Source organism: Vreelandella songnenensis, from assembly GCF_003002925.1.
Lineage (GTDB): Bacteria > Pseudomonadota > Gammaproteobacteria > Pseudomonadales > Halomonadaceae > Vreelandella > Vreelandella songnenensis.
In genome coordinates, this window is sequence record NZ_PVTK01000007.1 from 159,542 (window position 1) to 180,495 (window position 20,954).

At 56.0% G+C, this 20,954-nt stretch carries 25 protein-coding genes; 12 read left to right on the forward strand and 13 right to left on the reverse strand.

Annotated features, from left to right (window positions below; genetic code table 11):
* Positions 1–17: 17 nt before the first annotated feature.
* The gene (locus B0H98_RS12515; protein WP_106375403.1) at positions 18–626 is read right to left on the reverse strand and encodes an OmpW/AlkL family protein; all 609 of its coding nucleotides are present in this window, start codon (positions 624–626) and stop codon (positions 18–20) included.
* A 518-nt stretch (positions 627–1,144) separates the two neighbouring features.
* On the opposite strand from B0H98_RS12515, the gene B0H98_RS12520 reads away from it, so the two are divergent.
* The 3 genes from B0H98_RS12520 (at position 1,145) to B0H98_RS12530 (ending at position 4,072) form a co-directional block, all read left to right on the forward strand.
* The gene (locus B0H98_RS12520; protein ID WP_106375404.1) at positions 1,145–1,909 is read left to right on the forward strand and encodes an SDR family oxidoreductase; all 765 of its coding nucleotides are present in this window, start codon (positions 1,145–1,147) and stop codon (positions 1,907–1,909) included.
* Between the two features lie 123 nt (positions 1,910–2,032).
* Positions 2,033–2,887, forward strand: coding sequence for an AAA family ATPase (locus B0H98_RS12525; protein WP_106375405.1), 855 nt, complete (start codon positions 2,033–2,035; stop codon positions 2,885–2,887).
* A 3-nt stretch (positions 2,888–2,890) separates the two neighbouring features.
* On the forward strand, positions 2,891–4,072 hold the full coding sequence (locus B0H98_RS12530; RefSeq protein ID WP_106375406.1) for a vWA domain-containing protein: 1,182 nt from the start codon (positions 2,891–2,893) through the stop codon (positions 4,070–4,072).
* A gap of 19 nt (positions 4,073–4,091) precedes the next feature.
* Here B0H98_RS12530 and B0H98_RS12535 read toward each other — a convergent pair whose 3' ends face one another.
* Positions 4,092–4,661, reverse strand: a complete 570-nt coding sequence (locus B0H98_RS12535; protein ID WP_106375407.1) for a hypothetical protein — start codon at positions 4,659–4,661, stop codon at positions 4,092–4,094.
* Positions 4,662–4,822: 161 nt separating this feature from the next.
* On the opposite strand from B0H98_RS12535, the gene B0H98_RS12540 reads away from it, so the two are divergent.
* Positions 4,823–5,215, forward strand: a complete 393-nt coding sequence (locus B0H98_RS12540) for a RidA family protein (RefSeq protein ID WP_106375408.1) — start codon at positions 4,823–4,825, stop codon at positions 5,213–5,215.
* Here B0H98_RS12540 and B0H98_RS12545 read toward each other — a convergent pair.
* Together B0H98_RS12545 and B0H98_RS12550 are read right to left on the reverse strand one after the other, a co-directional pair.
* Complete coding sequence (locus B0H98_RS12545; protein ID WP_106375409.1) at positions 5,212–6,663, reverse strand: cobyric acid synthase; 1,452 nt, start codon at positions 6,661–6,663, stop codon at positions 5,212–5,214. The genes B0H98_RS12540 and B0H98_RS12545 overlap by 4 nt on opposite strands.
* A gap of 205 nt (positions 6,664–6,868) precedes the next feature.
* A complete protein-coding gene (locus B0H98_RS12550) occupies positions 6,869–8,944 on the reverse strand; it encodes a S8 family serine peptidase (RefSeq protein WP_244183128.1) in 2,076 nt (691 codons plus the stop codon).
* Positions 8,945–9,615: 671 nt separating this feature from the next.
* On the opposite strand from B0H98_RS12550, the gene B0H98_RS12555 reads away from it, so the two are divergent.
* A complete protein-coding gene (locus tag B0H98_RS12555; RefSeq protein WP_106375410.1) occupies positions 9,616–10,536 on the forward strand; it encodes a glutaminase in 921 nt (306 codons plus the stop codon).
* A gap of 25 nt (positions 10,537–10,561) precedes the next feature.
* On the opposite strand, the gene B0H98_RS12560 is transcribed toward B0H98_RS12555, so the two are convergent.
* Together B0H98_RS12560 and B0H98_RS12565 are read right to left on the reverse strand one after the other, a co-directional pair.
* Positions 10,562–11,074, reverse strand: a complete 513-nt coding sequence (locus B0H98_RS12560; protein WP_106375411.1) for an O-acetyl-ADP-ribose deacetylase — start codon at positions 11,072–11,074, stop codon at positions 10,562–10,564.
* Positions 11,075–11,093: 19 nt separating this feature from the next.
* A complete protein-coding gene (locus B0H98_RS12565) occupies positions 11,094–11,957 on the reverse strand; it encodes a bifunctional transcriptional activator/DNA repair enzyme AdaA (protein WP_106375412.1) in 864 nt (287 codons plus the stop codon).
* A gap of 152 nt (positions 11,958–12,109) precedes the next feature.
* Here B0H98_RS12565 and B0H98_RS12570 point away from each other — a divergent pair, with 152 nt between their 5' ends.
* Positions 12,110–12,703, forward strand: a complete 594-nt coding sequence (locus tag B0H98_RS12570) for a LysE family translocator (protein ID WP_106375413.1) — start codon at positions 12,110–12,112, stop codon at positions 12,701–12,703.
* Between the two features lie 15 nt (positions 12,704–12,718).
* Here the strand turns inward: B0H98_RS12570 and B0H98_RS12575 are convergent, their stop codons facing one another.
* The gene (locus tag B0H98_RS12575) at positions 12,719–13,534 is read right to left on the reverse strand and encodes an AraC family transcriptional regulator (RefSeq protein ID WP_106375414.1); all 816 of its coding nucleotides are present in this window, start codon (positions 13,532–13,534) and stop codon (positions 12,719–12,721) included.
* A 174-nt stretch (positions 13,535–13,708) separates the two neighbouring features.
* Between B0H98_RS12575 and B0H98_RS12580 the strand changes: the two genes are divergently transcribed.
* Both B0H98_RS12580 and B0H98_RS12585 read left to right on the forward strand, forming a co-directional pair.
* Positions 13,709–14,524 (forward strand): DUF1206 domain-containing protein, encoded by an 816-nt coding sequence (locus B0H98_RS12580; protein WP_106375415.1) that lies wholly within the window; start codon positions 13,709–13,711, stop codon positions 14,522–14,524.
* Between the two features lie 8 nt (positions 14,525–14,532).
* Positions 14,533–15,135, forward strand: coding sequence for a YqaA family protein (locus B0H98_RS12585; protein ID WP_106375416.1), 603 nt, complete (start codon positions 14,533–14,535; stop codon positions 15,133–15,135).
* Between the two features lie 5 nt (positions 15,136–15,140).
* Here the strand turns inward: B0H98_RS12585 and B0H98_RS12590 are convergent, their stop codons facing one another.
* Complete coding sequence (locus B0H98_RS12590; RefSeq protein ID WP_106375417.1) at positions 15,141–15,458, reverse strand: antibiotic biosynthesis monooxygenase family protein; 318 nt, start codon at positions 15,456–15,458, stop codon at positions 15,141–15,143.
* A gap of 186 nt (positions 15,459–15,644) precedes the next feature.
* Between B0H98_RS12590 and B0H98_RS17125 the strand changes: the two genes are divergently transcribed.
* On the forward strand, positions 15,645–15,965 hold the full coding sequence (locus B0H98_RS17125; protein ID WP_106375418.1) for a hypothetical protein: 321 nt from the start codon (positions 15,645–15,647) through the stop codon (positions 15,963–15,965).
* On the opposite strand, the gene B0H98_RS12600 is transcribed toward B0H98_RS17125, so the two are convergent.
* Positions 15,941–16,363, reverse strand: coding sequence for an MAPEG family protein (locus B0H98_RS12600; protein WP_106375419.1), 423 nt, complete (start codon positions 16,361–16,363; stop codon positions 15,941–15,943). The genes B0H98_RS17125 and B0H98_RS12600 overlap by 25 nt on opposite strands.
* 184 nt (positions 16,364–16,547) lie before the next feature.
* Here B0H98_RS12600 and B0H98_RS12605 point away from each other — a divergent pair, with 184 nt between their 5' ends.
* From B0H98_RS12605 to B0H98_RS12615, 3 genes are all read left to right on the forward strand, one after another.
* Positions 16,548–17,348: a helix-turn-helix transcriptional regulator gene (locus B0H98_RS12605; protein ID WP_106375466.1), complete on the forward strand. Its 801-nt coding sequence runs from the start codon at positions 16,548–16,550 to the stop codon at positions 17,346–17,348.
* 50 nt (positions 17,349–17,398) lie between these two features.
* A complete protein-coding gene (locus B0H98_RS12610; RefSeq protein ID WP_106375467.1) occupies positions 17,399–17,848 on the forward strand; it encodes a carboxymuconolactone decarboxylase family protein in 450 nt (149 codons plus the stop codon).
* A gap of 126 nt (positions 17,849–17,974) precedes the next feature.
* Positions 17,975–18,718, forward strand: coding sequence for a class I SAM-dependent DNA methyltransferase (locus tag B0H98_RS12615; RefSeq protein WP_106375420.1), 744 nt, complete (start codon positions 17,975–17,977; stop codon positions 18,716–18,718).
* 43 nt (positions 18,719–18,761) lie between these two features.
* Here B0H98_RS12615 and B0H98_RS12620 read toward each other — a convergent pair whose 3' ends face one another.
* The 4 genes from B0H98_RS12620 to fos form a co-directional block, all read right to left on the reverse strand.
* Positions 18,762–19,241 (reverse strand): YehS family protein, encoded by a 480-nt coding sequence (locus B0H98_RS12620; RefSeq protein WP_106375421.1) that lies wholly within the window; start codon positions 19,239–19,241, stop codon positions 18,762–18,764.
* Positions 19,242–19,315: 74 nt separating this feature from the next.
* Positions 19,316–19,741 (reverse strand): Replicative DNA helicase, encoded by a 426-nt coding sequence (locus tag B0H98_RS12625; protein ID WP_106375422.1) that lies wholly within the window; start codon positions 19,739–19,741, stop codon positions 19,316–19,318.
* A gap of 259 nt (positions 19,742–20,000) precedes the next feature.
* On the reverse strand, positions 20,001–20,408 hold the full coding sequence (locus B0H98_RS12630) for a DUF4019 domain-containing protein (RefSeq protein WP_106375423.1): 408 nt from the start codon (positions 20,406–20,408) through the stop codon (positions 20,001–20,003).
* Positions 20,409–20,493: 85 nt separating this feature from the next.
* On the reverse strand, positions 20,494–20,892 hold the full coding sequence (gene fos / locus B0H98_RS12635; RefSeq protein ID WP_106375424.1) for a fosfomycin resistance glutathione transferase: 399 nt from the start codon (positions 20,890–20,892) through the stop codon (positions 20,494–20,496).
* Positions 20,893–20,954: the final 62 nt, after the last annotated feature.

Consider the following 20,954-nt stretch of genomic DNA (forward strand, 5'->3'; position numbering starts at 1 on the left):
CTTCTACTGGTTGACGCTTAGAAGCGCAGTGTAACACCGCCACCCACTGTCAGCGGATCCATATCCACTTTACCGACGGTATCACCACCAGTGCGGATATCGGAGCTGACGTCTGCATAGCTTGCAAAGCTGTTCAGCGATACGTTGTCAGTAACCGCCAGATCAACACCTACCTGACCGATGGCACCATAGCTTGCCTTGACATCAACGTCGCTCGGCTCGCCGGAGAAACGCGTGTAGTTCAAGCCAGCACCTACATAGGGCTGAACACGTGAATCCATGCCACCCAGCGGATAGTAGTTCACCAGCAGGTTGACCGGCAGACGATCGATGCTGCCAATACCGCCAGCAAGATCGGTATTCAGTTCGTGTTCAAACTTCTCGGAACTGTTCAGCTCGAGGCCAACTTTATCAGTGAACAGGTAACCGGCGCCGAAAGTGAAGCCGCTTTCGTTTTGAACGTTGAGCGAGTCGCCTGCGATATTGCCATTGCCTGAACCGGTATCGGTCTTGGCGTAGCCACCACGAACGAATGCATCACCCGCGTTATAGGCTAGCGCTGCCTGGCTTGCCAGCACAAAGCCAGCAGTCATCACAGCGGCAGAAATCAATTTTACGTTGCGCATATGTCAATCCTCTTTGCTTTTTAGCTGGGACAAGCGCCGGACAACCGGCTTACCTATACAATGTATACTATTCGAACACTGTTTCCAAATATTTTGTTGTTTTTTTGTTATAGGTTTGTACAGGATCAACTTTTATCAAGCATAAAAAAAGACCTCCCGAAGGAGGCCTAGGTGGAGCACGCCAGCTCACTCTATGTATCGCTCAGTCAATTTGCCCTGGCGATATAGCAAAGAAGGGAGAGCACTCACTATCGTGGTCGATATCGATGCCAATGACTCTATTCATTTGCTGCTTGGTAATTATATTGCGATCTACGTGCCAAAAAATTATTTATCCTTAAAATACAATAAGTTAAATATTTTTACTATTGATACTATACTGAGTAGTCTGGAAATATGGGTAAAAGCGCACCAGCGCGGCGCACCTTTTACCGTTTTGCCTCATTAAGCATCACCTAATCCTTGCGGCAACTACTTCACAGCTAATGACCAGTTGACACTACATAGGCAACACTTTCATGACACAACCTCACACCTATTACATTACCGGCGGTGCTCAGGGCATTGGCCTGGGTATCGCGCAAACGTTATTGTCCGAAGGCCATCAGGTCGCCATCACCGACATCGATAAAGAAGCGCTCGACGCGGCAGTTGAACGATTGCCCAACCGCCAACAGCTATTGGCCCTGCAGGCGGACGCAGGCATTGAGACACAGGTAGTAAAGAGTCTTGAAGAGACCGTCAGCCGCTTTGGCCGCCTGGACGGCATCGTGCACAACGCAGGCATCGCCGACCCTTTTCACGGTCCGGTCGAGCAGCTTTCACTGGACACCTGGCAGGCCTACCTGAACACCAACCTTACCGGGGCGTTCCTTTGCGCCAAACACGGTGCCCCGTATCTACGTGCTCAGGGCGGCAGTATCGTGCTGATGGCATCCTCCCGCGCGATCCAGTCCGAGCCGGATACCGAAGCCTACGCCGCCAGTAAAGGCGGTATTGTGGCCCTGACCCACGCACTGGCGGTCAGTCTCGGCCCGGATATTCGCGTGAATGCGGTAAGCCCCGGCTGGATAGAAGTCGGCAACTGGCAAAAACCCGCCGGGCAACAGCCCGTCGAGCACCGCGCCATTGACCGTGCGCAGCATCCCGTTGGACGCGTTGGCACGCCGGAGGATATCGGCGCGCTGACCCGCTTTCTGCTCTCCGAAGAGGCCAGCTTTATCACCGGCCAGAACGTCGTGGCGGACGGCGGCATGACGCGCAAGATGGTCTACGCCGAGTAGCGAAAACGACGCTGAAAAACGGCCAATCATGATGGCCCAGGCGCACCGCTTGGCCTGGGCGGCCAGCCTCACGTACACTTGTTTGAATCTCTATTTCAAGACTCAACAAGCCGAGGCCCTTTCATGGCGTTTGAATCCACCGCTTCCTATATAGCCACCGATGCACTCAAACAGGCGGTGAATGCTGCCGTCATGCTCGAGCGCCCGCTGCTCATCAAGGGCGAGCCGGGCACGGGCAAGACCCTGCTGGCCGAGGAGCTGGCGGCATCGCTTGACACTCAACTGATCACCTGGCACATCAAGTCCAGCACCAAGGCGGCCCAGGGGCTTTACGAGTACGACGCGGTCAGCCGCCTGCGCGATTCGCAGCTTGGCGTCGAGGGTGTGGAAAACGTCGCCAACTACATCAAGCCCGGCAAGCTCTGGGAAGCGTTCACCGCCGGCGAGCGCGTCGTGCTGTTGATCGATGAGATCGACAAGGCGGATATCGAGTTTCCCAACGACCTGCTCCAGGAACTGGATCGCATGGAGTTTCACGTTTACGAGACCGGTGAAACCATCCGTGCCGAGAAGCGCCCGATCATCATCATCACGTCCAACAATGAAAAGGAACTGCCCGACGCCTTCCTGCGCCGCTGCTTCTTTCACTACATCGATTTCCCCGACCGCGATACGCTGCAGGCCATTGTCGATGTGCACTTCCCGGACATCGCCCCGCGTCTGGTCAGCGAAGCGCTGAACGTCTTTTTCGAGCTGCGCGACGCCCCCGGCCTGAAGAAAAAGCCTTCCACCTCGGAGCTGGTCGACTGGCTCAAACTGCTCATGGCCGACGAGCTTGCCCAGGAAGCGCTTTATCACCGCGACCCAGCCAAGGCTCTGCCGCCCATGGCCGGTGCACTGATAAAGAACGAGCAGGACACTCACCTGCTCGAACGCCTGGCGTTCATGCTGCGCCGCCAGAAGAGCAGCGGGCGCTAAGCCATGTTTATCGGCCTGTTTGATACCTTGAAGCGTGCTGGCGTGCCCGTTTCGCTGCGTGAACTGCTGGATCTTCATGCCGTGGTGGAGCGCGGCGTCGTGTTCGCCGATATGGAAGCGTTCTATCAGGTAGCGCGCACGGTGATGGTAAAGGACGAGCGCTATTTCGACCGCTTCGATCGCGCCTTCTCGGCGTGGTTCGAAGGCCTTGAAGATATGGACGCCGCCATCGAAGCGCTGATTCCGCAAGAGTGGCTGCGCCGCGAATTTGAAAAGCAGCTGACGGAGGAAGAGAAAGCCAACATCGAATCCCTCGGCGGGCTCGAGGCGCTGATCGAGACGTTCAAGAAACGCCTGGAAGAGCAGAAAGAGCGCCACGCCGGGGGCAACAAGTGGATCGGTACCGGCGGCACCAGCCCGTTTGGTGCCTACGGCTACAATCCGGAAGGCATTCGCATCGGCCAGGACGGCTCGCGCCATCGCCGAGCCATCAAGGTGTGGGACGAGCGGCGCTTTCGCGACTACGACGACTCCCTGGAGCTTGGCACGCGCAACATAAAGATGGCGCTGCGGCGGCTGCGCAAGTTTGCCCGCCAGGGTGCTCTTCAGGAGTTCGACGTAGACAGCACCATACGTGAAACCGCTCGCGACGCTGGCCTTCTCAACGTGCAGATGCGCCCGGAGCGACACAATGCTGTCAAGGTGCTGCTGTTTCTGGATGTAGGCGGCTCCATGGATGATCATATCCGCGTGTGTGAAGAGCTGTTTTCCGCGGCGCGCTCGGAGTTCAAGCATCTCGAGCACTACTACTTTCACAACTGCCTTTATGAAGGCGTGTGGAAGAATAATATGCGCCGGGGCAATGAGCGCATCCCCACCATGGAGGTCTTGAATACCTACAGTGCAGACTATCAGGTGGTGGTAGTCGGCGATGCAGCCATGTCACCCTATGAAGTGACCCATCCAGGTGGCAGCGTGGAGCATTTCAATGATGAGCCCGGCGGCGTATGGCTCAAGCGGCTATGCCAGGCCTTTCCGCGTCTGGCATGGCTCAACCCCATGCCCACGCGCGCCTGGGAGTACACCTACTCCACCCAGCTGATTCAGGAAATCATCGATAGCCGCATGTATCCCATGACCCTGGAGGGGCTTGAAACCGCCATGCGCGAACTGGCCAGAAAGTAGCCTGCGCAGGCGGTCAACGTCAGGCCTTGATGCTGGAAGGAAACGCTTTGAGTCCGCTCAAAAAATCCTGCTTGGCGACCTCGAAAGCCTTGGCGTCATGCTTGAAGCGCCGCAGGATCAGCGCTTCATCCAGCGCCACCGTGGCTGCCAGCTCAGCAATACCGCCTGCCGGATGGCGCCCGCTCAAGCCAATGTGCGCGCCGTTATCGGCCTTGAACCAGCGCTTGATGCCACAGCCCTGATAGAACGCCTGCTGCTCGGGGCTATCCACTTCCACCCGCAGCGGCGCCTTCAGCGTCAGCTCGCTGATCAAACGCTGCTTGGCCCCGTCGGATTCAAGCCCACAGGCATGGGTGATGGTCATGCCCTCACCCGCTTCATCGAGCACCAGCAGCGCCAGCGCCAGCGGCTTGCCGGTGTTATCCACGCCCGCCAGCAGGCGTGCCACTTCCTGTTTGAACAGCACATTGCGCGTGCCGGTAAAGACCACCAGCGGAGTCAATCCCGCTGCCTGGCCGTACACTTCAGCGCATAAGCGCGCCAGGCAGGCATCTCGCTGTCCCGCCTCTTTGATCTGAACTACCTTCATTACGCTCTCTTTACGCCGTTGCAATCGATATCAGCCACATTGATGCCCGCAAGCCTAGAGTAAACGGGCGCGCCGCACCAGCCACTATTAACCAATATGAACGCATTGGCCCTTACGTAGTCGCAAGAGGGTGCACCCGTTTTGGATGCCGAGGAGAATCAATGCTTCAGTTCAATAACGACCCGACCCTGCCCAAGCCAAGTTTTCCTGGAAGTCATATGGTGATGGACGATCACTATGTGTTCATCTCCGGGCTTACCGTGGCCGATCTTTCCAATGGCGATGCCGTGCGTGGCGATATCCAGGAAGAAACTCGCCTGATCATGCGCGCACTGCAACGCATGCTGGTGCAGGAAGAAGGCAGCCTGGCCGATGTGATCCGCGTCGACATTCACCTGACGGATCTTGGCGACATCAATAGCGTGGACGCCATTTACGCCGAGTTTTTTGAACCAGGCCGCTATCCGGCACGCACCTGTACTGAATCAGCCCATCTGTGTGGTGGTGGCAGTATTGAAATCACCATGATGGCCAAGCGCGCCACACATGATTAAGCGCGCCCTACAAGTGACAAGATCTCACTGATGTCCAGGTGGGTTTCCAACGTATCGGCAAGCCGGTCAAGCTCCCGCTCGCGGTGAGCCAGGTAATCCACCAGCAGCGCTTCAGCAAGCCCCAGGCGTTTTAAAAGCGCCTGGCACGCCTGCGCATGATCGAACAGGCCGTGCAGGTAAGTGCCCAGCACCTGGCGGTCTTCACTGATGGCACCATCCTGATGAGTCCCCAGATCGAACAACGGCTTTTCAAGCGCAGGCCCTCTGCTGACGCCATTGTGAATCTCATAACCGGTTACCTGCGCCGTATCGCCCGCCAGCACGCCGTTGACGTTGCGCAGTTGCTTGCCTGCCACCATGCGAGTGGTCAAGGGCAACAACCCTAACCCTTGTACTCTTCCGGGCGTGCCCTCCAGGCCTTCAGCGTCTTCTACCCACTCCCCCAGCATCTGAAAGCCACCGCAAATGCCTAACACTTTCCCCCCGTAGCGCAGATGCCGCTGGATAGCCGCTTCCCAGCCCTGGCGCTTGAGCCAGGCAAGGTCGCTGGCGGTACTTTTACTGCCGGGCAGAATGATCACATCGGCGGGGGGAATCGGCTGGCCAGGACCCACCATATGCAGCGCCACCTGAGGGTGCAGGCGAAGCGGGTCGAAATCGGTATGGTTGCTGATGCGCGGCAACGCAGGCACGACGACGTCAAGCAGTGCCTCCCGGGGTGAATGGCGGGTCAGGCCCACGCTATCCTCGGCATCCAGCAGTAGCCCTTGAAGATACGGCAAGGTGCCGAAAACGCGTTTGCCGGTTCGCGATTCTAGCCACTCAAGGCCCGGCGCCAGCAGCCCTATATCGCCGCGAAAGCGGTTCACGATAAATCCGCGGGTACGCGCCTGTTCACTGCTACTCAGCAGTTCGAGCGTGCCGACCAGTTGCGCAAACACGCCGCCCCGGTCAATGTCGCCAACCAGCAGCACCGGGCAATCGGCCGCTTCGGCAAAGCCCATATTGGCGATATCGCCCTTGCGCAGGTTGATCTCGGCGGGGCTGCCCGCGCCTTCGGCAATGATGATATCAAAGCGGGATTCAAGCGCCTGCCAGGCGGCCATCACACTCTCTTTGGCGGTTTCTTTGAACGCGTGATAGTCAAGCGCATCCATGTGCCCATGGACCTTGCCCCGCAGAATCACCTGGGAGCCGCGGTCGCTTTCCGGCTTGAGCAGTACAGGGTTCATGTCGCTATGCGGGGCAACGCCTGCCGCCTGAGCCTGCAAGGCGGTCGAGCGGCCAATTTCACCGCCATCGATCGTGACGGCACTATTGAGCGCCATGTTCTGAGGCTTGAACGGCGCCACGCTAAAACCGCGGCGCTGCAATACCCGGCAAAGCCCTGCTACCACCGTGCTTTTTCCCGCATCGGAAGTAGTGCCTTGAATCATTAGGGTGGGCATGCGCCGGCTCCGCGTTTTATAGGCTTGAAAGAGGCGAAACTTTAGCGAGCGCTCTACCAGGATGCAATGCGCTGACACACGAGGTTTCAGAAAAAAGAAAGGCCCGAGCCCGGCACAGGGGATCAGGCCATTAATGCGCTCTGCATAAACCGCCCACAGGGCTGGCTCGCTATGCAGATATCGTGCTTATATCCTTGCTGACAATTTACAGCAGGGTAGAGAAGCTCACCATTCCAGCGGTATCAGAGGATGCATCAGCATCGTGCCCGGGTTCAAGCGTATGTAACAGGTTGAACTGCCAGCGGGTATTGGCGCTGGGCGAATACGTATAACCGAACTCGATATCCACCTGACGGCCCGAAGGCGAAAGCTGCGCTTCGCGCTCTTCGCGGATAACACCGCCATCCAGCGTGCGTCCTACCGGCACATCAAGGGTGGCAATACCACTTTCGATACGCAGCGGCTGCTGTAGTGAAAATGCTGCCCGTTCGTTGTCGTCCTGCCACTGCAATCCCATGGCTACTTTCTGCGCACGAATATCGCGCAGATGCGCCAGCAGGCCGTTGCCTTCAGCGTCTCCACGGCCCTGTTCGAACTCGGCAAACGAGCTTATTCCATTGCCGTGCTGGGCTTGCAGGGTAATACCTGCAAAGGTCATTTCGTTACGCTCGCCCAGGCCCAAGGCACCCGAACCGCTCGCGCCCATCAAGCCATTGCGCTCTTGCAGGCGGCCGACCTGGGTCGTCATGCTCAGCGCCGGCGATAGCTGCCACTGGAAGCCGACATCAGAACGGTTGGCCTGGTAGTCACGATCATTGGTGGTCTCAAGCTCGTTACCGGCCCAGTGCGTGGCGATAAAACTCAGGGTATCACCCAGTGCATAATTCGCTTTTACGCCGTTAACGCTATCCAGCGACTGAGTAAGTGCAGACCCGCTCTGGAAAGAGATCATCGGCATCATGCCCGACTCAGCGTAGGCGCTCATCGGGCTTGCCTGAGAGCCTGCAAAGTTGAAGGCGCTCAATGAAGCGTTACCCAGTGCACCGTCAAAGCGGCTGCTCAGCAGATCACCGGCACCGTTGATGCTGGACGTGAAGCTATAAGGCCCCATGCTGACCGACTCCGTTTGCAAGGAGGCGGACGAGTATTGGGTCAACTGCTCCATCTGGCTACGCAGCTGTGTTGCGCGCTGTGTACGCGGCTGGGCGCGCCCGCTCAAATTGACCTGATAGTCGCGGCCCAGACTGTCAAAGGCGGCCACGTTATCCAGCGCGCCTGCTTCGCTCAGCGACTTGCCGAAGGCGCTTGACAACAGTATCTCAGAGCGCTCTGCCAGCTCGCCACCCGCCGCTACCTGCTCGCTTTGTGCCACTACGAGCTCACCCTCGGGCGCCAGAGCTGCATTGATGTCGGCAATACCCTGGCCAAGGTAGTAGGTGCCACAGTTGGTCGTTGCCTGGCTTCCGCAATCGTTTTGAGCAAACAGTGCGCTATCCTGACTGGCCGTATCCAGCAACCGCTTACTGGCCTGCTGGGCGTTCAAGTGCGGCCAGCGCGCCAGAATGCCCGCCGCGTACTCGGAAATACGCGCGGCAGAAAACGATGTACCCTGAGCGTTTACCTGTCGATGCACGTAGTCAGTGGCAATTGCCCGTTCCTGCAAGCGCGTATCATCGCCCGGGTAGGAACTCGAGGGATGGATATTGCCATCGGGGGTCGTGCCCACGGCAATCAGCATCATGTTGTAAAGCTCAGGGTAGCTTTCATAAATCGGCCGCCCTTCTGTCTGCATGGCCGTTCCCTCATTGCCGGCGCTGATAACGTAAACAGCGCCGCTGCCGCCGTTGGCGTTGACCACCTGATCAAGAGACTGCCGGGCCGTTACGCCGTTAAACGCAAGGCGCGGGTCACTGGCCAGGTAGCGCTTGGAAAAGCTTGCATTGATAACGCGAGCGCCCCGCTCGGCGGCTTCGCCTACGGCATAGTTGATCGCGCTGCTGCGGTTGACGCCATCCTGCTCGACCTTGATCAGATCAAGCCGTGCGTTACCCAACGTGCCGCCCGTAATGACCGATGCAACGGCGTTACCATGCCATTCGTTACCACCGCTCACGTCAGTACTGTTGGTATGAACATTTAACGTATCAATGACCAGATGGTTATTGGTTAAATTTTCAACATCAAACGCGCTATCGACCACGGCCAATCGGATGTCAGTAGATAGCGTTACGCTTTCTTTTTTACTGGCCACCATCATGGGGGCAATAGTGGCAGGTTGCATGACGGGGGCAGCGTTATGAATCCCCAAGTTAGGGTCACTTTCACCAGTGCCACCACCACCGCCACCAGAACTACATCCAGCTATCGAGATAGTGCCCAGTGCCATTCCAATGGCCAAGACAAGGGGATGCCGGTTACCCATAAAAAGGCACCTGCAGGGAGACTTTAAAAGTCATGTTTATTTACGCTCGCTAATAGGTAGGGCATCGGGGAGGATGCGCAGGCATTAAACAATAACTTTAAAAACCCGGCAACATATACTTTGCAAAAAGACTAAAAAACTTTATTAAAAAAATAATGATTAAAAATACCAATCACGAGAATTGGAATTTGTTATCGAATAAAATAAAAAACAATAAAAGAGAACAAATAACCAGCTAACTAAATTATTAAAAATTTATTAAAATCAAAGAGCTTTAAAACATAATACTTTTAGACACAAAAAAACAAAGCAAAATAAAAAGCATGTCCACTTTTTTTAAGAAAAAATATAAAATCGATAAATACGAACGAATAATTCGAAAAAAAAGAAAGTTATTTTTATATTAAAGTTTGAATGCCTGCGGCCGATATCAAGCATCTTTGTTTCTTCAGAAAAGGCTTAAGAAGACATGAACTCTTTTTTCAGCTAAAGTAGCCGTTTTTATCGGTTCATTACTAAAGCGGCATTAAATGCAAGAACTACTCAATGAAATCGCCGAAGCGATGGCGACCAAGACCGAGCGCGGCAAGGTTGCCGACTACATTCCTGAACTTGCTCATGTCGACCCCAACCGGTTTGCCATTTCCCTTGCTACCGTCAATGGCGAGCGCTACTCGGCAGGCTGTGCGGCGGCACCGTTCTCCATTCAAAGCATTTCAAAGGTATTCACGCTTACCATTGCCCTTGGCAAGATGGGCGATGCGCTTTGGGCAAACGTAGGGCGCGAGCCATCCGGCGACCCGTTCAACTCCATCGTTCAGCTTGAGCATGAAGGCGGCAAACCGCGTAATCCCTTCATCAATGCCGGCGCTATCGCCGTCGTCGATGCCATCATGATGGGCCACGAGCCCAAGGAAACGCTCGCCGAGCTTCTCAACTTTGTGCGCTATATCGCGGATGACGAGAGTATCTGCTTTGACCATACGGTCGCCGCTTCCGAAATGGCCCACCGCGACCGTAACGCCTCCCTCGCCCATTTCATGAAAGCCTTCGGCCGCCTGCGTCACGATGTAGACAAGGTGCTGGGTACCTATTTCCATCAATGCGCGATCGCCATGAGCTGCGAACAGCTTGCCCACGCGGGGCTCTTTCTAGCCTCCGACGGCGTCAACCAACCCAGCAATATACGCGTGGTTTCCCCCCAGCGCGCACGCCGTATCAACTCGCTGATGATGATGTGCGGCCACTATGACGCCTCGGGCGAATTCGCCTTTCGGGTCGGGCTGCCGGGTAAAAGCGGGGTGGGCGGCGGCATTCTGGCCATTGCGCCAGGCCAGGGCGCTATCGCCGTTTGGTCGCCGGGTCTTGATGAGTATGGTAATAGCCTGCTGGGCACAGAAGCGCTTGAAATGTTTGTTCAGCGTACCGGCTGGTCGGTGTTTGGGCACTGAGCCAGCCGTCTAGCACCACAGCGAGTTACGCGGACAGTTGCTCAAGATATGCCTGGTAAACCGCCAGATCAGCGTCGGAAAAGCAGCAGAACGTGACCGCCTCAACAGCAGTGCACTGTTTCAGCGCCTCACTTACCGTTGAGACGGCAATACGTGCAGCGTCTTCGATAGGATAGCGGTATACGCCAGTGCTTATGCTTGGAAATGCCACCGTGCGAGCACCAGCAGATTCCGCCAATGCCATGGCGCGCTGATAGCACGATGCCAACAGGTCAGCTTCACCGCGTGTGCCACCATGCCATACCGGGCCAACCGTATGGATGATATAGCGTGCCGGTAGCTTAAACCCTTCGGTGAGCTTTGCGTCTCCGGTCGGGCATCCGCCCAGCGTTCGACAGGTTTCAAGCAGCTCAGGTCCTGCTGCTCGATGAATGGCGCCGTCCACCCCGCCGCCACCCAGTAGTGACGTATTGGCAGCGTTGACGATGGCATCAACATTGAGGGTCGTAATATCGGCTTGAATGGCAGTGATGTTCATTTACAGCCTCCGTGAGTCGCTAGTGGATGGTTAACAGCTCGGGTTCAGACACGGGTGTTTGCATCTGGGCAATCTCCCAGGCTTGCACCATCTGCTTTTTAGGTAGACCCCAGCGGTAACCACCCAGTGCACCGCTTTGTTGAATAACTCTGTGGCAGGGAATCCATAGCGCAATGGGATTAGCCCCCACCGCATTACCCACGGCTCGCGACGACTTAGGCATGCCCAATGCCTGAGCAATATGCGTATAGCTTGCCAGCTGCCCTTCAGGAATGGTGAGCAGCGCCCGCCATACGGCCACCTGGAAATTGGTACCGGTCACGTGAAGCGCTAACGTACCGGGCTCGGCTTTCGGCGCTGCAAATAACGCATCGACCACATACGCCGTCGCCTCAGGGCGATGATGGAGCGTACTTCGCGGCCACTCCCTGGCAAGTCGCGCCAGCAGTTCATCGGCGCTGGTAGCATCCACAAAGCCCATTCGACAAATGCCGCGCGGGGTTGTCGCTACCAGCACGCTACCCAAGGGCGTTGCGTGCACACCGTACTCGATACATACGCCTTCCCCCTGACGCTTGTGCTCGCCAGGGGTAACCGCTTCCAACTGAACGAAATGATCGTAAAGCCGTGAGCCGCCGCTCAGCCCAAGCTCATGGGCAACATCGAGCAATGCACGCGGCTCCTTTAACAATCGCTTGGCTCGCTCAAGTGTCAACGCCTGCAAAAAGCGCTTGGGCGAAACGCCCGCATAGCGGCAGAACAGGCGCTGAAAGTGATAGGCGCTCAAGTGAACGTGAGCCGCCACCTCATCAAGGCTGGGCTGAAGCACTGCCCGCTCCACCATGTACGCCATGGCCTTCTCGATACGCGCATAATCATCCATCGAAAGCTCCTGACAGTTCCCAGTCATCACAGATTACGCGCCTGCACGCCCGCTGCCGACCCGAATCTTGCGCAGTGGCAACCCCACATAAATTTTATTCAATACACGTCACCCAGGGCGCAGCAAAATCCCTCCACATCTGGAGGATTACCATGAGCGCTTCACTACTACTTTCCATGTCCGCTTTCGCCCTGGCGGCATCCATTTCTCCCGGGCCGGTCAATCTGGTGTGCCTGAGTAGCGGTACCCACTATTCCCTCGCGAAGGGACTGATTTTCGTAACGGGCGCGACGCTTGGCTTTGTTGCCTTGTTTCTAGGTATCGGTGCAGGGCTTTACTCACTGCTGGAAAGCCTGCCCCTGCTTGAGAAGTTACTGCGCTGGGGCGGTGTGGTCTTTCTTCTCTATTTGAGCGTCAAACTCGCCAGGGATAACGGAAGACTATCTCAGCAAGCCTCACTGAAAGCGCCGAGTTTCATGACCGGCGCGCTGATGCAATGGCTAAACCCCAAGGCCTGGATTGCCTCGGCATCCGGAATCAGCGCTTATACCAGTGGCAGCGACCTGACGTTGATTGCCGTATTCGCTCTACTCTATCTGCCCATCTGCTGGCTTTCACTGGCCAGCTGGGTAGTCGCCGGTGCTTTTCTGAAACACCATGTTCAAAAGCCTTGGCTGCTGGTTAGCATTAATCGCCTGCTTGCGGCGCTTCTGGCGATAAGCTGTGTCTATTTACTGCTCGACTAAAACTAGCGATACCAATCACTGACGATACTGGTTCGGCGTAGCCGCCACCAGACGCTTGAAGGTTCGTTGAAAATGGGGCTGGTCATTGAAGCCTGCATCAAGGGCCGCAGCGGCGATGGTTTTACCCTGCTTCAACTCATGCTGGCCCAACTGTACGCGTCGATTGATCAGATAGGCGTGAGGTGTCAGCCCATAGTGTTGCTTGAAGGCGCGAATAAGGTGCCCCGTGCTATAGCCTGAAAAACGACAAAGCTGTTCAAGCGATATATCGCAGCCAGCGTGGGTATTCAGGTAGTCAGCCACTGCCTGTAATCCCTCTGGAATACGGCGAGTCTCTGAATCGGACGCGGGCTCCAGGGCATGCATCACTTCAAGCAGATAGTTGACGAGTGTCGCCTGCTTTTCAGCAGTGCTTTGCTGGCTCAACAGGCACGCCGCCATGTGTTGGTAATTCGCATATAAGCGTGGTTCTGATACCACCGCCGTAGTGAAATCCAGCCAATCAGGTGATGAGAGTAGCCCAGCCTTGAAGCGCAACTCCGTCAACCACGGCGTGTCCACATATAACATCAGATAAGCCCAGGCCTCACCGCTGACCGGATTGCACGCATGCACCCAGTGCGGGTTCATCAGCACCAGATCTCCCGCACGGATTGAGTAGGTTGCCTCACCATACTGAAACGTACTTCTGCCCGCAGTCACCGCGCCTAACGACCAGTGCTCATGGCTATGAGGCGCATAACAGATCTCGCGGGCATCATGGATGACGCGTAGTTCTACATGCGGCATCCGCGGGTCACGCCAGAAAAGCGGTGAGCATAAAGAAGACATGAATGGTTACTCTAGGTAAAACCCAATACTTGTGATGGCTCGCAAGAAACCAGATAAGCAGTAATACCTCACTGCCCTGCCAATCACTTGCTAGACAATACCACGCGACTCACCCAGTATAGATAACCACTTTATATGGATATTGCATAAAGCCATTTCAGTCAGGAGGACACCGTGGCCAATCGTACATCTGCGCCTGATCACCGGGACGCCATTACCCTATTCGCTCGAATGGGGTATGCCGCACGTGGGGTCGTTTATCTGCTTATCGGTGGCCTGGCAGCCCTTGCCGCTTTTGGTGAAGGCGGCCAGACCGAAGGCAGCCGCGGCGCGCTCGAAAGAGTGCTGACCGCCCCCTTTGGCAAAATCATACTGGCAGTCATTGCCCTTGGGCTATTAGGGTATGCCATGTGGCGCACCATCCAGGCACTCAAGGATGCCGATCACCACGGCAACGACGCCAAAGGCCTCGCCATACGCGCAGGGCTCATGGTCAGTGCCGTTACCCATACGCTTCTGGCCTTTTATGCCGCCAGCCTGATCTTCCGGTTGGGCGGCTCGTCGGGTGAATCAAACGGTTCACAAGGCACGGTCAGCTGGCTGCTCCAGCAGCCGTTTGGGCGCTGGATAGTCGGCGCTGTCGGGCTTGCGATTATCGGCGCCGGCATCGCCCATGGACTGAAGGGTCTCAAAGCCAAATTCGACAAGAACTTCGATATGCCTGAACACACCAAACGCTGGGCCTACCCGGTGTGCAGATTCGGCCTTAGCATTCGCGGCCTGGTATTCGTAATCGTGGGAAGCTTCTTTCTCATCGCGGCGTATCAGATAAGCCCCAGCGAAGCGGGAGGCACCGAAGAAGTGTTCAGTGCGCTACGCAGCCAGGCCTATGGCCAATGGCTTCTGGCCTTTGTCGCCGTCGGGCTATTTGCCTTTGGTGCCTATAGTGTATTGGCGGCTATTTATCGCCGCATCAACCCGGCGATGTGAGCTTACCCATGGCCATTGCATCAACATCAGCGAAAGCATGGCTTGAACGCATCAAGGGCTCCAGGCACATGCTATGGTTTCTCGGCGTGCTTTCGTTTCTGGAAACCATCATCCTGCCCATACCTCTCGAGCTGATGCTCATTCCGCTGATGGCCAGCAACCGGTCACGGATATGGCACATGGCGGCGTCGGTGACTGCAGGTTGCCTTGTAGCGTCGCTGGTGGGCTACGGGGTGGGGTTGCTGCTGTTTCAAACCTTGGGCGTGTGGTTCATCGAATTCATGCGTATCGAGGAGAGCTTTCAGTCCTTCCAGACCTTTTTCAACCAGTACGGTTTTGCCGCCGTGCTGGCCATCGGGATCTTGCCGATTCCCTTTCAAATAGCCATGATTACCGCCGGGCTTTCCGGCTACCCAATCTTGCTTTTCGCCCTGGCCGCCCTGATAGCACGCGGCCTGCGCTACTTCGGCCTGGCCTGGCTAGTCTACCGCTTTGGGCATGGCGTACTCGTTCTCTGGAAACGCCACGCGCTGCTCACAAGCCTTGCGGGTGGCGTGGCAGTGTTATTGCTGGTACTTCTGCTGCAGTTTTTAGCCGGGCTGGTGATGTAGCTTGCCTAGAACCCGTAATCCCGCTCCACTTTGGCAATCCGAGTCTTGAAGTGCTGATACCACTGCTGGTGGCCCAGCCGCTGCGCCTGCTGGTGCTCGGCATGGGCTTTCCACGCCTTGATGGACGCCAGATCTGCCCAGTAGGAAACCGTTACACCCACGTCATTTCTCGCCGACTCCACGCCCAGAAACCCCGGCTGCCGAGCGGCCAGCTCCACCATTGCCGCGGCCATCGCATCGTAGCCTTCATCGATATCCGTGCGTATCGAGGTAAACACGACGGCGTAATAAGGGGGTTCGGGGGTCGCGGCAATGGGCGGCATGGTCACTCAGGCTAGATAAATTGGCCTGATCATCGTAAGCCATCAGCGCTTGCTGTAAAGCTCAAAAGAACTTTTCCCCTGCATATCAACAATGTCCGTATTTGTCCGCTTTGTGTCCGACGCAAGCATCGCGGCCATATGGGAGCCCCATTACGCTAGAGCCTCACATGACCCACGAGGCCCTCCATGACACCTTCCCATACCGCTTTGCTGCTGATCGATGCCGCGAACGCCAGCGGCATACCGGTGGTGCGTATTTTCCACGAAGCGCCTGAAAGCCATGGGCCGTTTGATCCTGAGCTTGGACTGATTCGTCCGCTTGAGGGGTTTGAAGACATGGCGGCGCTGAGGCTGGCGGTGGCCAGAGCTGCCGAAGAGACCGGCTTTGGGGATGAGCGCCAGCTCAGGCGCCACTGGGCGTTGGAAGAAAAGTGCTCGCCAAGCGTATGGCGCCGCGCCAAATTGAACGCAACGCCGATTGATCAGGACAGCGCCAGCACGATCTGAATGCTCATGACGATCATGCACAGCAACCCCACGCCGTAGGAAACGGTGCGCCAAGGCTGGAGTTTTGCCAAGTAGCACAGCGTATGGCAGTAACGCGCCGCGGTAAAGATCATGAATAGCCATACGGCAAGCCCGGATGATGCCCCCACCAGCACATAGGCGACACCCAACCCCAGAAAGATGGGGATGTTTTCAAGATCGTTCGACCACGCCTTGCTGGCCTGCTGTACCTGGGGCAACTCCTCCTGAGCAGGTTCGGTTCCCGCCATGCGCGCGTCTTCCGGCGTTTTAAAGGTCTTTTTGGTGATTCGGTGAAAGCCCTGATAAAGGCCAGTCGCCCACATCTTCACAAACAGCAGCACCGTCGCGACGGCATACCAATAAACGGGTTCGTCCATGATCGTTCCTTCGTTTCAATTATGTTGTGGCTTGGATAACTCTCCTAGCTAAGCATAGTCCACGCAGGCAAGGGCGCAGACGAATAGCCAAGCTTTGTTATAACGCACGCGTTACGCTAGCAATGCATTTGATGTTTAATGAGGTGCGCAAGATAACGCTTTATTCCCAATGCAGGTTGATGCCATGGCCGATATGATTCTGCCGAACAGCGCCCAGTTGCTGAGTTTTCGCCAGCGCTCCCCTGATAGGCGATTACAACCCTGGGTGCAGTGTCTGTGGTCTTTGAGCGGCAACCAGCGTGGCCGGTACAGCACCGAAAAGCTTTACCCAGACGCGGGGGCCAGCCTCACCATTAGCCTGGAAAGCCCTCGGCCCGTTATCACGCTCTGCTTCAACCGCCGCACGCTGCTGGAAACGCTTGATTACCCTGCCCCTAGACTGGGTGTGCGCTTCAAGGCGGCGGGTACCTATTGCCTACTGGGTTTATCACCCGAAGCCTTTACCGACATCTATTACGAGCTGAATACCGGCAGTCAACCGGCTGAAATAGCGGGATTGATACCCGTCGTCGAGCAGCTTTACCCGCTTGATGCAGTGCAGGGAATCAACGTACTGGAAGCTTGGTTATTGCGACTGCTAGATCGTCAGCCAGCCATTCAGAGCCGCTTGCCGTTGCTCACCGATACCATCAGCAAGTTACAGCTATCGCCACAGCAGCTAGGCGCCCAGTTGGGCTTTACCCGGCGCACACTGGAGCGCAAGCTCAAACGCGAAGTGGGCGCATCTCCAGGGCAGCTAGTAGCCTTTGCCCGCCTTCAACACGCACGCCACGCCCTGATCGAAACCACTCAGCCCCTGGCAGATATCGCACTGAACTGCGGCTACTACGACCAGGCCCACTTTACCCGCGCCTTTCAATCGCTTGCCCTTGAAACGCCAAATGCCTACCGGCAGCGCAAACTGTCGCAGATTTACAAGGCGTAGCATGGCACCTTTTTTACTCTATGACCTCATTCACCCCGGAGGTCATCACCATGCCAGCACGCATATCTCGGCAGAACGTCTACCGCCTCAACCCGCGCCTTCCAGAACACTTGACCGCGCTTGAAACGGTAGCGCCTGACAGTGCGGTAACTCCCGCCATCATTCATCTGGTCAAACTACGCGTTTCTCAAATCAACCAATGCTGCTTTTGCCAGCATATGCATGCACAGGAAGCGCGTGACGATGGTGAATATCAGGCCCGCCTGGATGTGCTTCCCGCCTGGCGAGAAGCACCCTGTTTCAGCGAACGGGAACGCACCGCCCTTGGCTGGGCAGAAGCGCTTACATTGATAAGCCAGCACCACGTTGACGATGCCATTTATCAGAGCGCGCTGGCGGCCTTTGGGGAACAGGATTTGATCGCACTGACCTCGGTAGTACTTGCGATCAACAGCTGGAACCGGATTGCCGTCAGTATGCAGTTTGTGCTCAATATCTAACGTTAAGCTTATCAGCAGTGCCAGCCCGTACTGAGAGCCGGCACTGCTATCGGTAAGCGCTTCTCAAACCCTGACCACTCGTTTACTATGCCCCACCCTATCTCCAGCCCCTGCTATTAGGCCCTCATGTCCGTCAACGCACTCTATACCGACCTCTCTGGCTATTACGATTTAATGTGCGTGGATATCGACTACCAGGCTCAGAGCGATGGCATTCGCAGGCTTCATCAGATCTTTGGCAACGGTGGGCACACGCATCTTGACCTGGCCTGCGGTACCGGCCCCCACGTGCGCCGCTTTATCGAGTTTGGCTATGCAAGCAGTGGCCTGGATATCAACCAGCCCATGCTGGATATTGCCGCCGCCCGCTGCCCGGACGCCTCGTTCATGCTTCAGGATATGGGTAGTTTTGAGGTCGATGAATCTCAGGATCTGATTACCTGCTTTCTCTACTCGATTCACTACAATGCCGGTATCGAAAAGCTCAACGACTGCCTGTCCAGCGCGCATCGTGCCTTGGCGCCGGGTGGCGTGTTCTGCTTTAACGCGGTTGATAAAGGCAAGATCGATAATGCCCTGTTCGTCAAGCACACCGCTACACAAGGCAACGACCTGTTCACCTTCCGTTCAGGCTGGTACTACCCAGGGCACGGCGAACAGCAGTCGCTCAAGCTCAGCATCGAGAAAACCGACGTGGACGGCGTGCAAGCATGGAACGACGAACACCCCATGGTGGCCGTCAGCTTTGCAGAACTCATCGCATTGCTGGAGCCACTTTTCGAGGTGCACGCGTTTGAACACGACTATACAAAAATAACGCCCTGGGACACCGCCTCAGGGAACGCCATTTTTGTTTGTGTGAAGAGGTAAACGCGATTGCTACAGGCAGGGCTGAGTGAATGTTGAGCCCTGATTACGCCTGTCCCTCATCCTGACCCGGGCGCGACTGGCATTGCAGACCCATCAGGAAATTGCGCAGCACCTGGTCCTTGCACTCGCGATAGTTCTTATGGCTGGGTTTACGGAAAAACGCACTCAACTCGTGACTGCTCAGGTTGAAACCCGCCAGCTCGAAAATACGTAAAATGTCGTCCGCCTTCAGGTTCAGCGCAATTCTCAGCTTCTGAAAGACCATGTTGTTATTCAGGTTCTTTTCCGGCGCCGGCTGCTCGCCTTCACGCTTGCCGCGCTTATGGCTGATAAAGCCATTGAGAAATGCCGCCAGCTCCACATCCTTCATCTTGACCAGCGCTTCGTCTTCGTCCTTTCTCAACCAGTCGGTAACCTGCGCCTGAGTGACCTCAATATCCGCCAAGGCAAAGATCTTGACGATGGAGCTCTCTTTCAAATCAAAGGTATAGCGAATGCGGCGAAAAATATCATTATTGGTCAAAACCTACTCCTGATTCCGGATACATCCGGTACAGCCTACTGGCATTGTTAACATATTTAAATATTGACGATGCGTTACTTACTGGCGGTCAGCGTTTCCAACAGCTCGTCTATCTCAGCCTTGAGCTCTTTATCCTCGATCCTGCTGGCGTTGATCTGGGCGTTCTTGAGGTTCTTGATCGCCTCATCAGTCTGGCCTAGCTCAACCTGCAGCGTCGCCATGGAGAAGGCGATAGACGATAGATGATCCTTCGAATCAACGGCTTCAGCTTTTGCCAGGGCCTTGGCGTAGATGACCAGCGCCTCGTCCAGCTCCTCGGTAAAATCCGCCAGGGTTTCCCACTGCTCCGGATGATCCTTGTCGGTATTCTCGTTTTCCAGGCAGATCGCCTCAAGCTCGGCATAAAGCGATTCAAACGTCGCCCTGTCATCCTTGGCAGCCGCCTTCATCAACTTTTCGGCCAGCTCATAAACTGATTTATATATTTTGGTATTGATCATTCCCGGCACCCTTTTCTATCCCATCAAGTAGTCAGTCAACACATACACCCGCTTATCGAACTGGCCGGTATTTCGTTACGGCGCACGATGAACGGCGTGGCTAGTTAGCGCAGCATTATACCTGCGATGAAAGCATTTACGGGGGGCAAGATGGCAGGCACAGAAAAATCAGGCGCGGCAGCAGAGGCTGATTCACGAATGTTGCTGTAACAAGGCCGCGCAAACGACCGGGCGGCCACAGCGCGTGATGAGTAGCGGTTTACTGCACGTAGTAGCCGCTTACCTTCCAGACGCCCTCTTCAAAGTGCGGCGTAATGGTTTCCGTGACCTGGGGCTTGTTGGCAAACCGCGTTTGAAAGGTGAACTCTTTATAGTCGTCACGCGTGGCACCGGGCATTGAAGTCTGGCTGATGACCCGCGTACGCCGGCGCGACTCCACCGCGCCAAAATCGCGCCGCGCCAGGCCAATCGTGCGCTCCAGCATGCTGGCAGAAAGGGGCCGCTGCAACAAGGGAGAAGCCTCTTCCCACGCCTTCTCGAACTCACCGCTGTCGATCGCTTCAAGCCACGCCAGCGCCGCCTTTTCCGCCGCCTCAACATTGGTTTGGGCGTAAGACGTTGAAGACAGCAGCAAGGCAGTAACGAGACAGATCAGTTTTTTGGGCATGGAAGGGCTCTAGGCGACGATAAGAAAATGGTACTACTTAGGTATATATATCGGAGCCCGAAAGAATTTCTTTAATGATAAATCATCACAGCCAGACAAGGCCGCTATACGGCTTCTCCACAAGTGCTGCCAGCCGGCGCTGCAAACCGCCCACATGGATTTCCAGCTTATGACCGTCGGGGTCGAGTATATATACCGAAGGCCCTTCGCTCTTGTTCACCTTCCACTGTGGTACCTCGAAAGCTTCCAGCCTAGCGCAACAGGCATCAAAATCTGCTTGCGCTACATCAAAGGCGATATGGGTGTAGTCAGTCCCTGGGCCTGGTTCATCGCAGGAGAGGCAAAGCCACAAGTCGCCAGCAGAAAGGTACGCACCGCTGTCCCATTTCACATGCCCCGCCAGCCCCAGCACCTGGGTGTAAAAGTGCAGCGAGTGCTCCAGGTCACTCACGGCGAGGGTGATATGGTTCAGGCCGGTGATCATCTTGACTCTTCCACTACCGTTATCGTTTGAATATCGAACTGATTGGACTAAAAGGTGCGTAT

Excerpts from the sequence above, each read along its gene's own strand:
- B0H98_RS12515 (WP_106375403.1), bottom strand. The coding sequence starts at position 626 with ATGCGCAACGTAAAATTGATTTCTGCCGCTGTGATGACTGCTGGCTTT.
- B0H98_RS12520 (WP_106375404.1), top strand. The coding sequence starts at position 1,145 with ATGACACAACCTCACACCTATTACATTACCGGCGGTGCTCAGGGCATT.
- B0H98_RS12525 (WP_106375405.1), top strand. The coding sequence starts at position 2,033 with ATGGCGTTTGAATCCACCGCTTCCTATATAGCCACCGATGCACTCAAA.
- B0H98_RS12530 (WP_106375406.1), top strand. The coding sequence starts at position 2,891 with ATGTTTATCGGCCTGTTTGATACCTTGAAGCGTGCTGGCGTGCCCGTT.
- B0H98_RS12535 (WP_106375407.1), bottom strand. The coding sequence starts at position 4,661 with ATGAAGGTAGTTCAGATCAAAGAGGCGGGACAGCGAGATGCCTGCCTG.
- B0H98_RS12540 (WP_106375408.1), top strand. The coding sequence starts at position 4,823 with ATGCTTCAGTTCAATAACGACCCGACCCTGCCCAAGCCAAGTTTTCCT.
- B0H98_RS12545 (WP_106375409.1), bottom strand. The coding sequence starts at position 6,663 with ATGCCCACCCTAATGATTCAAGGCACTACTTCCGATGCGGGAAAAAGC.
- B0H98_RS12550 (WP_244183128.1), bottom strand. The coding sequence starts at position 8,944 with ATGCAACCTGCCACTATTGCCCCCATGATGGTGGCCAGTAAAAAAGAA.
- B0H98_RS12555 (WP_106375410.1), top strand. The coding sequence starts at position 9,616 with ATGCAAGAACTACTCAATGAAATCGCCGAAGCGATGGCGACCAAGACC.
- B0H98_RS12560 (WP_106375411.1), bottom strand. The coding sequence starts at position 11,074 with ATGAACATCACTGCCATTCAAGCCGATATTACGACCCTCAATGTTGAT.
- B0H98_RS12565 (WP_106375412.1), bottom strand. The coding sequence starts at position 11,957 with ATGGATGATTATGCGCGTATCGAGAAGGCCATGGCGTACATGGTGGAG.
- B0H98_RS12570 (WP_106375413.1), top strand. The coding sequence starts at position 12,110 with ATGAGCGCTTCACTACTACTTTCCATGTCCGCTTTCGCCCTGGCGGCA.
- B0H98_RS12575 (WP_106375414.1), bottom strand. The coding sequence starts at position 13,534 with ATGTCTTCTTTATGCTCACCGCTTTTCTGGCGTGACCCGCGGATGCCG.
- B0H98_RS12585 (WP_106375416.1), top strand. The coding sequence starts at position 14,533 with ATGGCCATTGCATCAACATCAGCGAAAGCATGGCTTGAACGCATCAAG.
- B0H98_RS12590 (WP_106375417.1), bottom strand. The coding sequence starts at position 15,458 with ATGCCGCCCATTGCCGCGACCCCCGAACCCCCTTATTACGCCGTCGTG.
- B0H98_RS17125 (WP_106375418.1), top strand. The coding sequence starts at position 15,645 with ATGACACCTTCCCATACCGCTTTGCTGCTGATCGATGCCGCGAACGCC.
- B0H98_RS12600 (WP_106375419.1), bottom strand. The coding sequence starts at position 16,363 with ATGGACGAACCCGTTTATTGGTATGCCGTCGCGACGGTGCTGCTGTTT.
- B0H98_RS12605 (WP_106375466.1), top strand. The coding sequence starts at position 16,548 with ATGGCCGATATGATTCTGCCGAACAGCGCCCAGTTGCTGAGTTTTCGC.
- B0H98_RS12610 (WP_106375467.1), top strand. The coding sequence starts at position 17,399 with ATGCCAGCACGCATATCTCGGCAGAACGTCTACCGCCTCAACCCGCGC.
- B0H98_RS12615 (WP_106375420.1), top strand. The coding sequence starts at position 17,975 with ATGTCCGTCAACGCACTCTATACCGACCTCTCTGGCTATTACGATTTA.
- B0H98_RS12625 (WP_106375422.1), bottom strand. The coding sequence starts at position 19,741 with ATGATCAATACCAAAATATATAAATCAGTTTATGAGCTGGCCGAAAAG.
- B0H98_RS12630 (WP_106375423.1), bottom strand. The coding sequence starts at position 20,408 with ATGCCCAAAAAACTGATCTGTCTCGTTACTGCCTTGCTGCTGTCTTCA.
- fos (WP_106375424.1), bottom strand. The coding sequence starts at position 20,892 with ATGATCACCGGCCTGAACCATATCACCCTCGCCGTGAGTGACCTGGAG.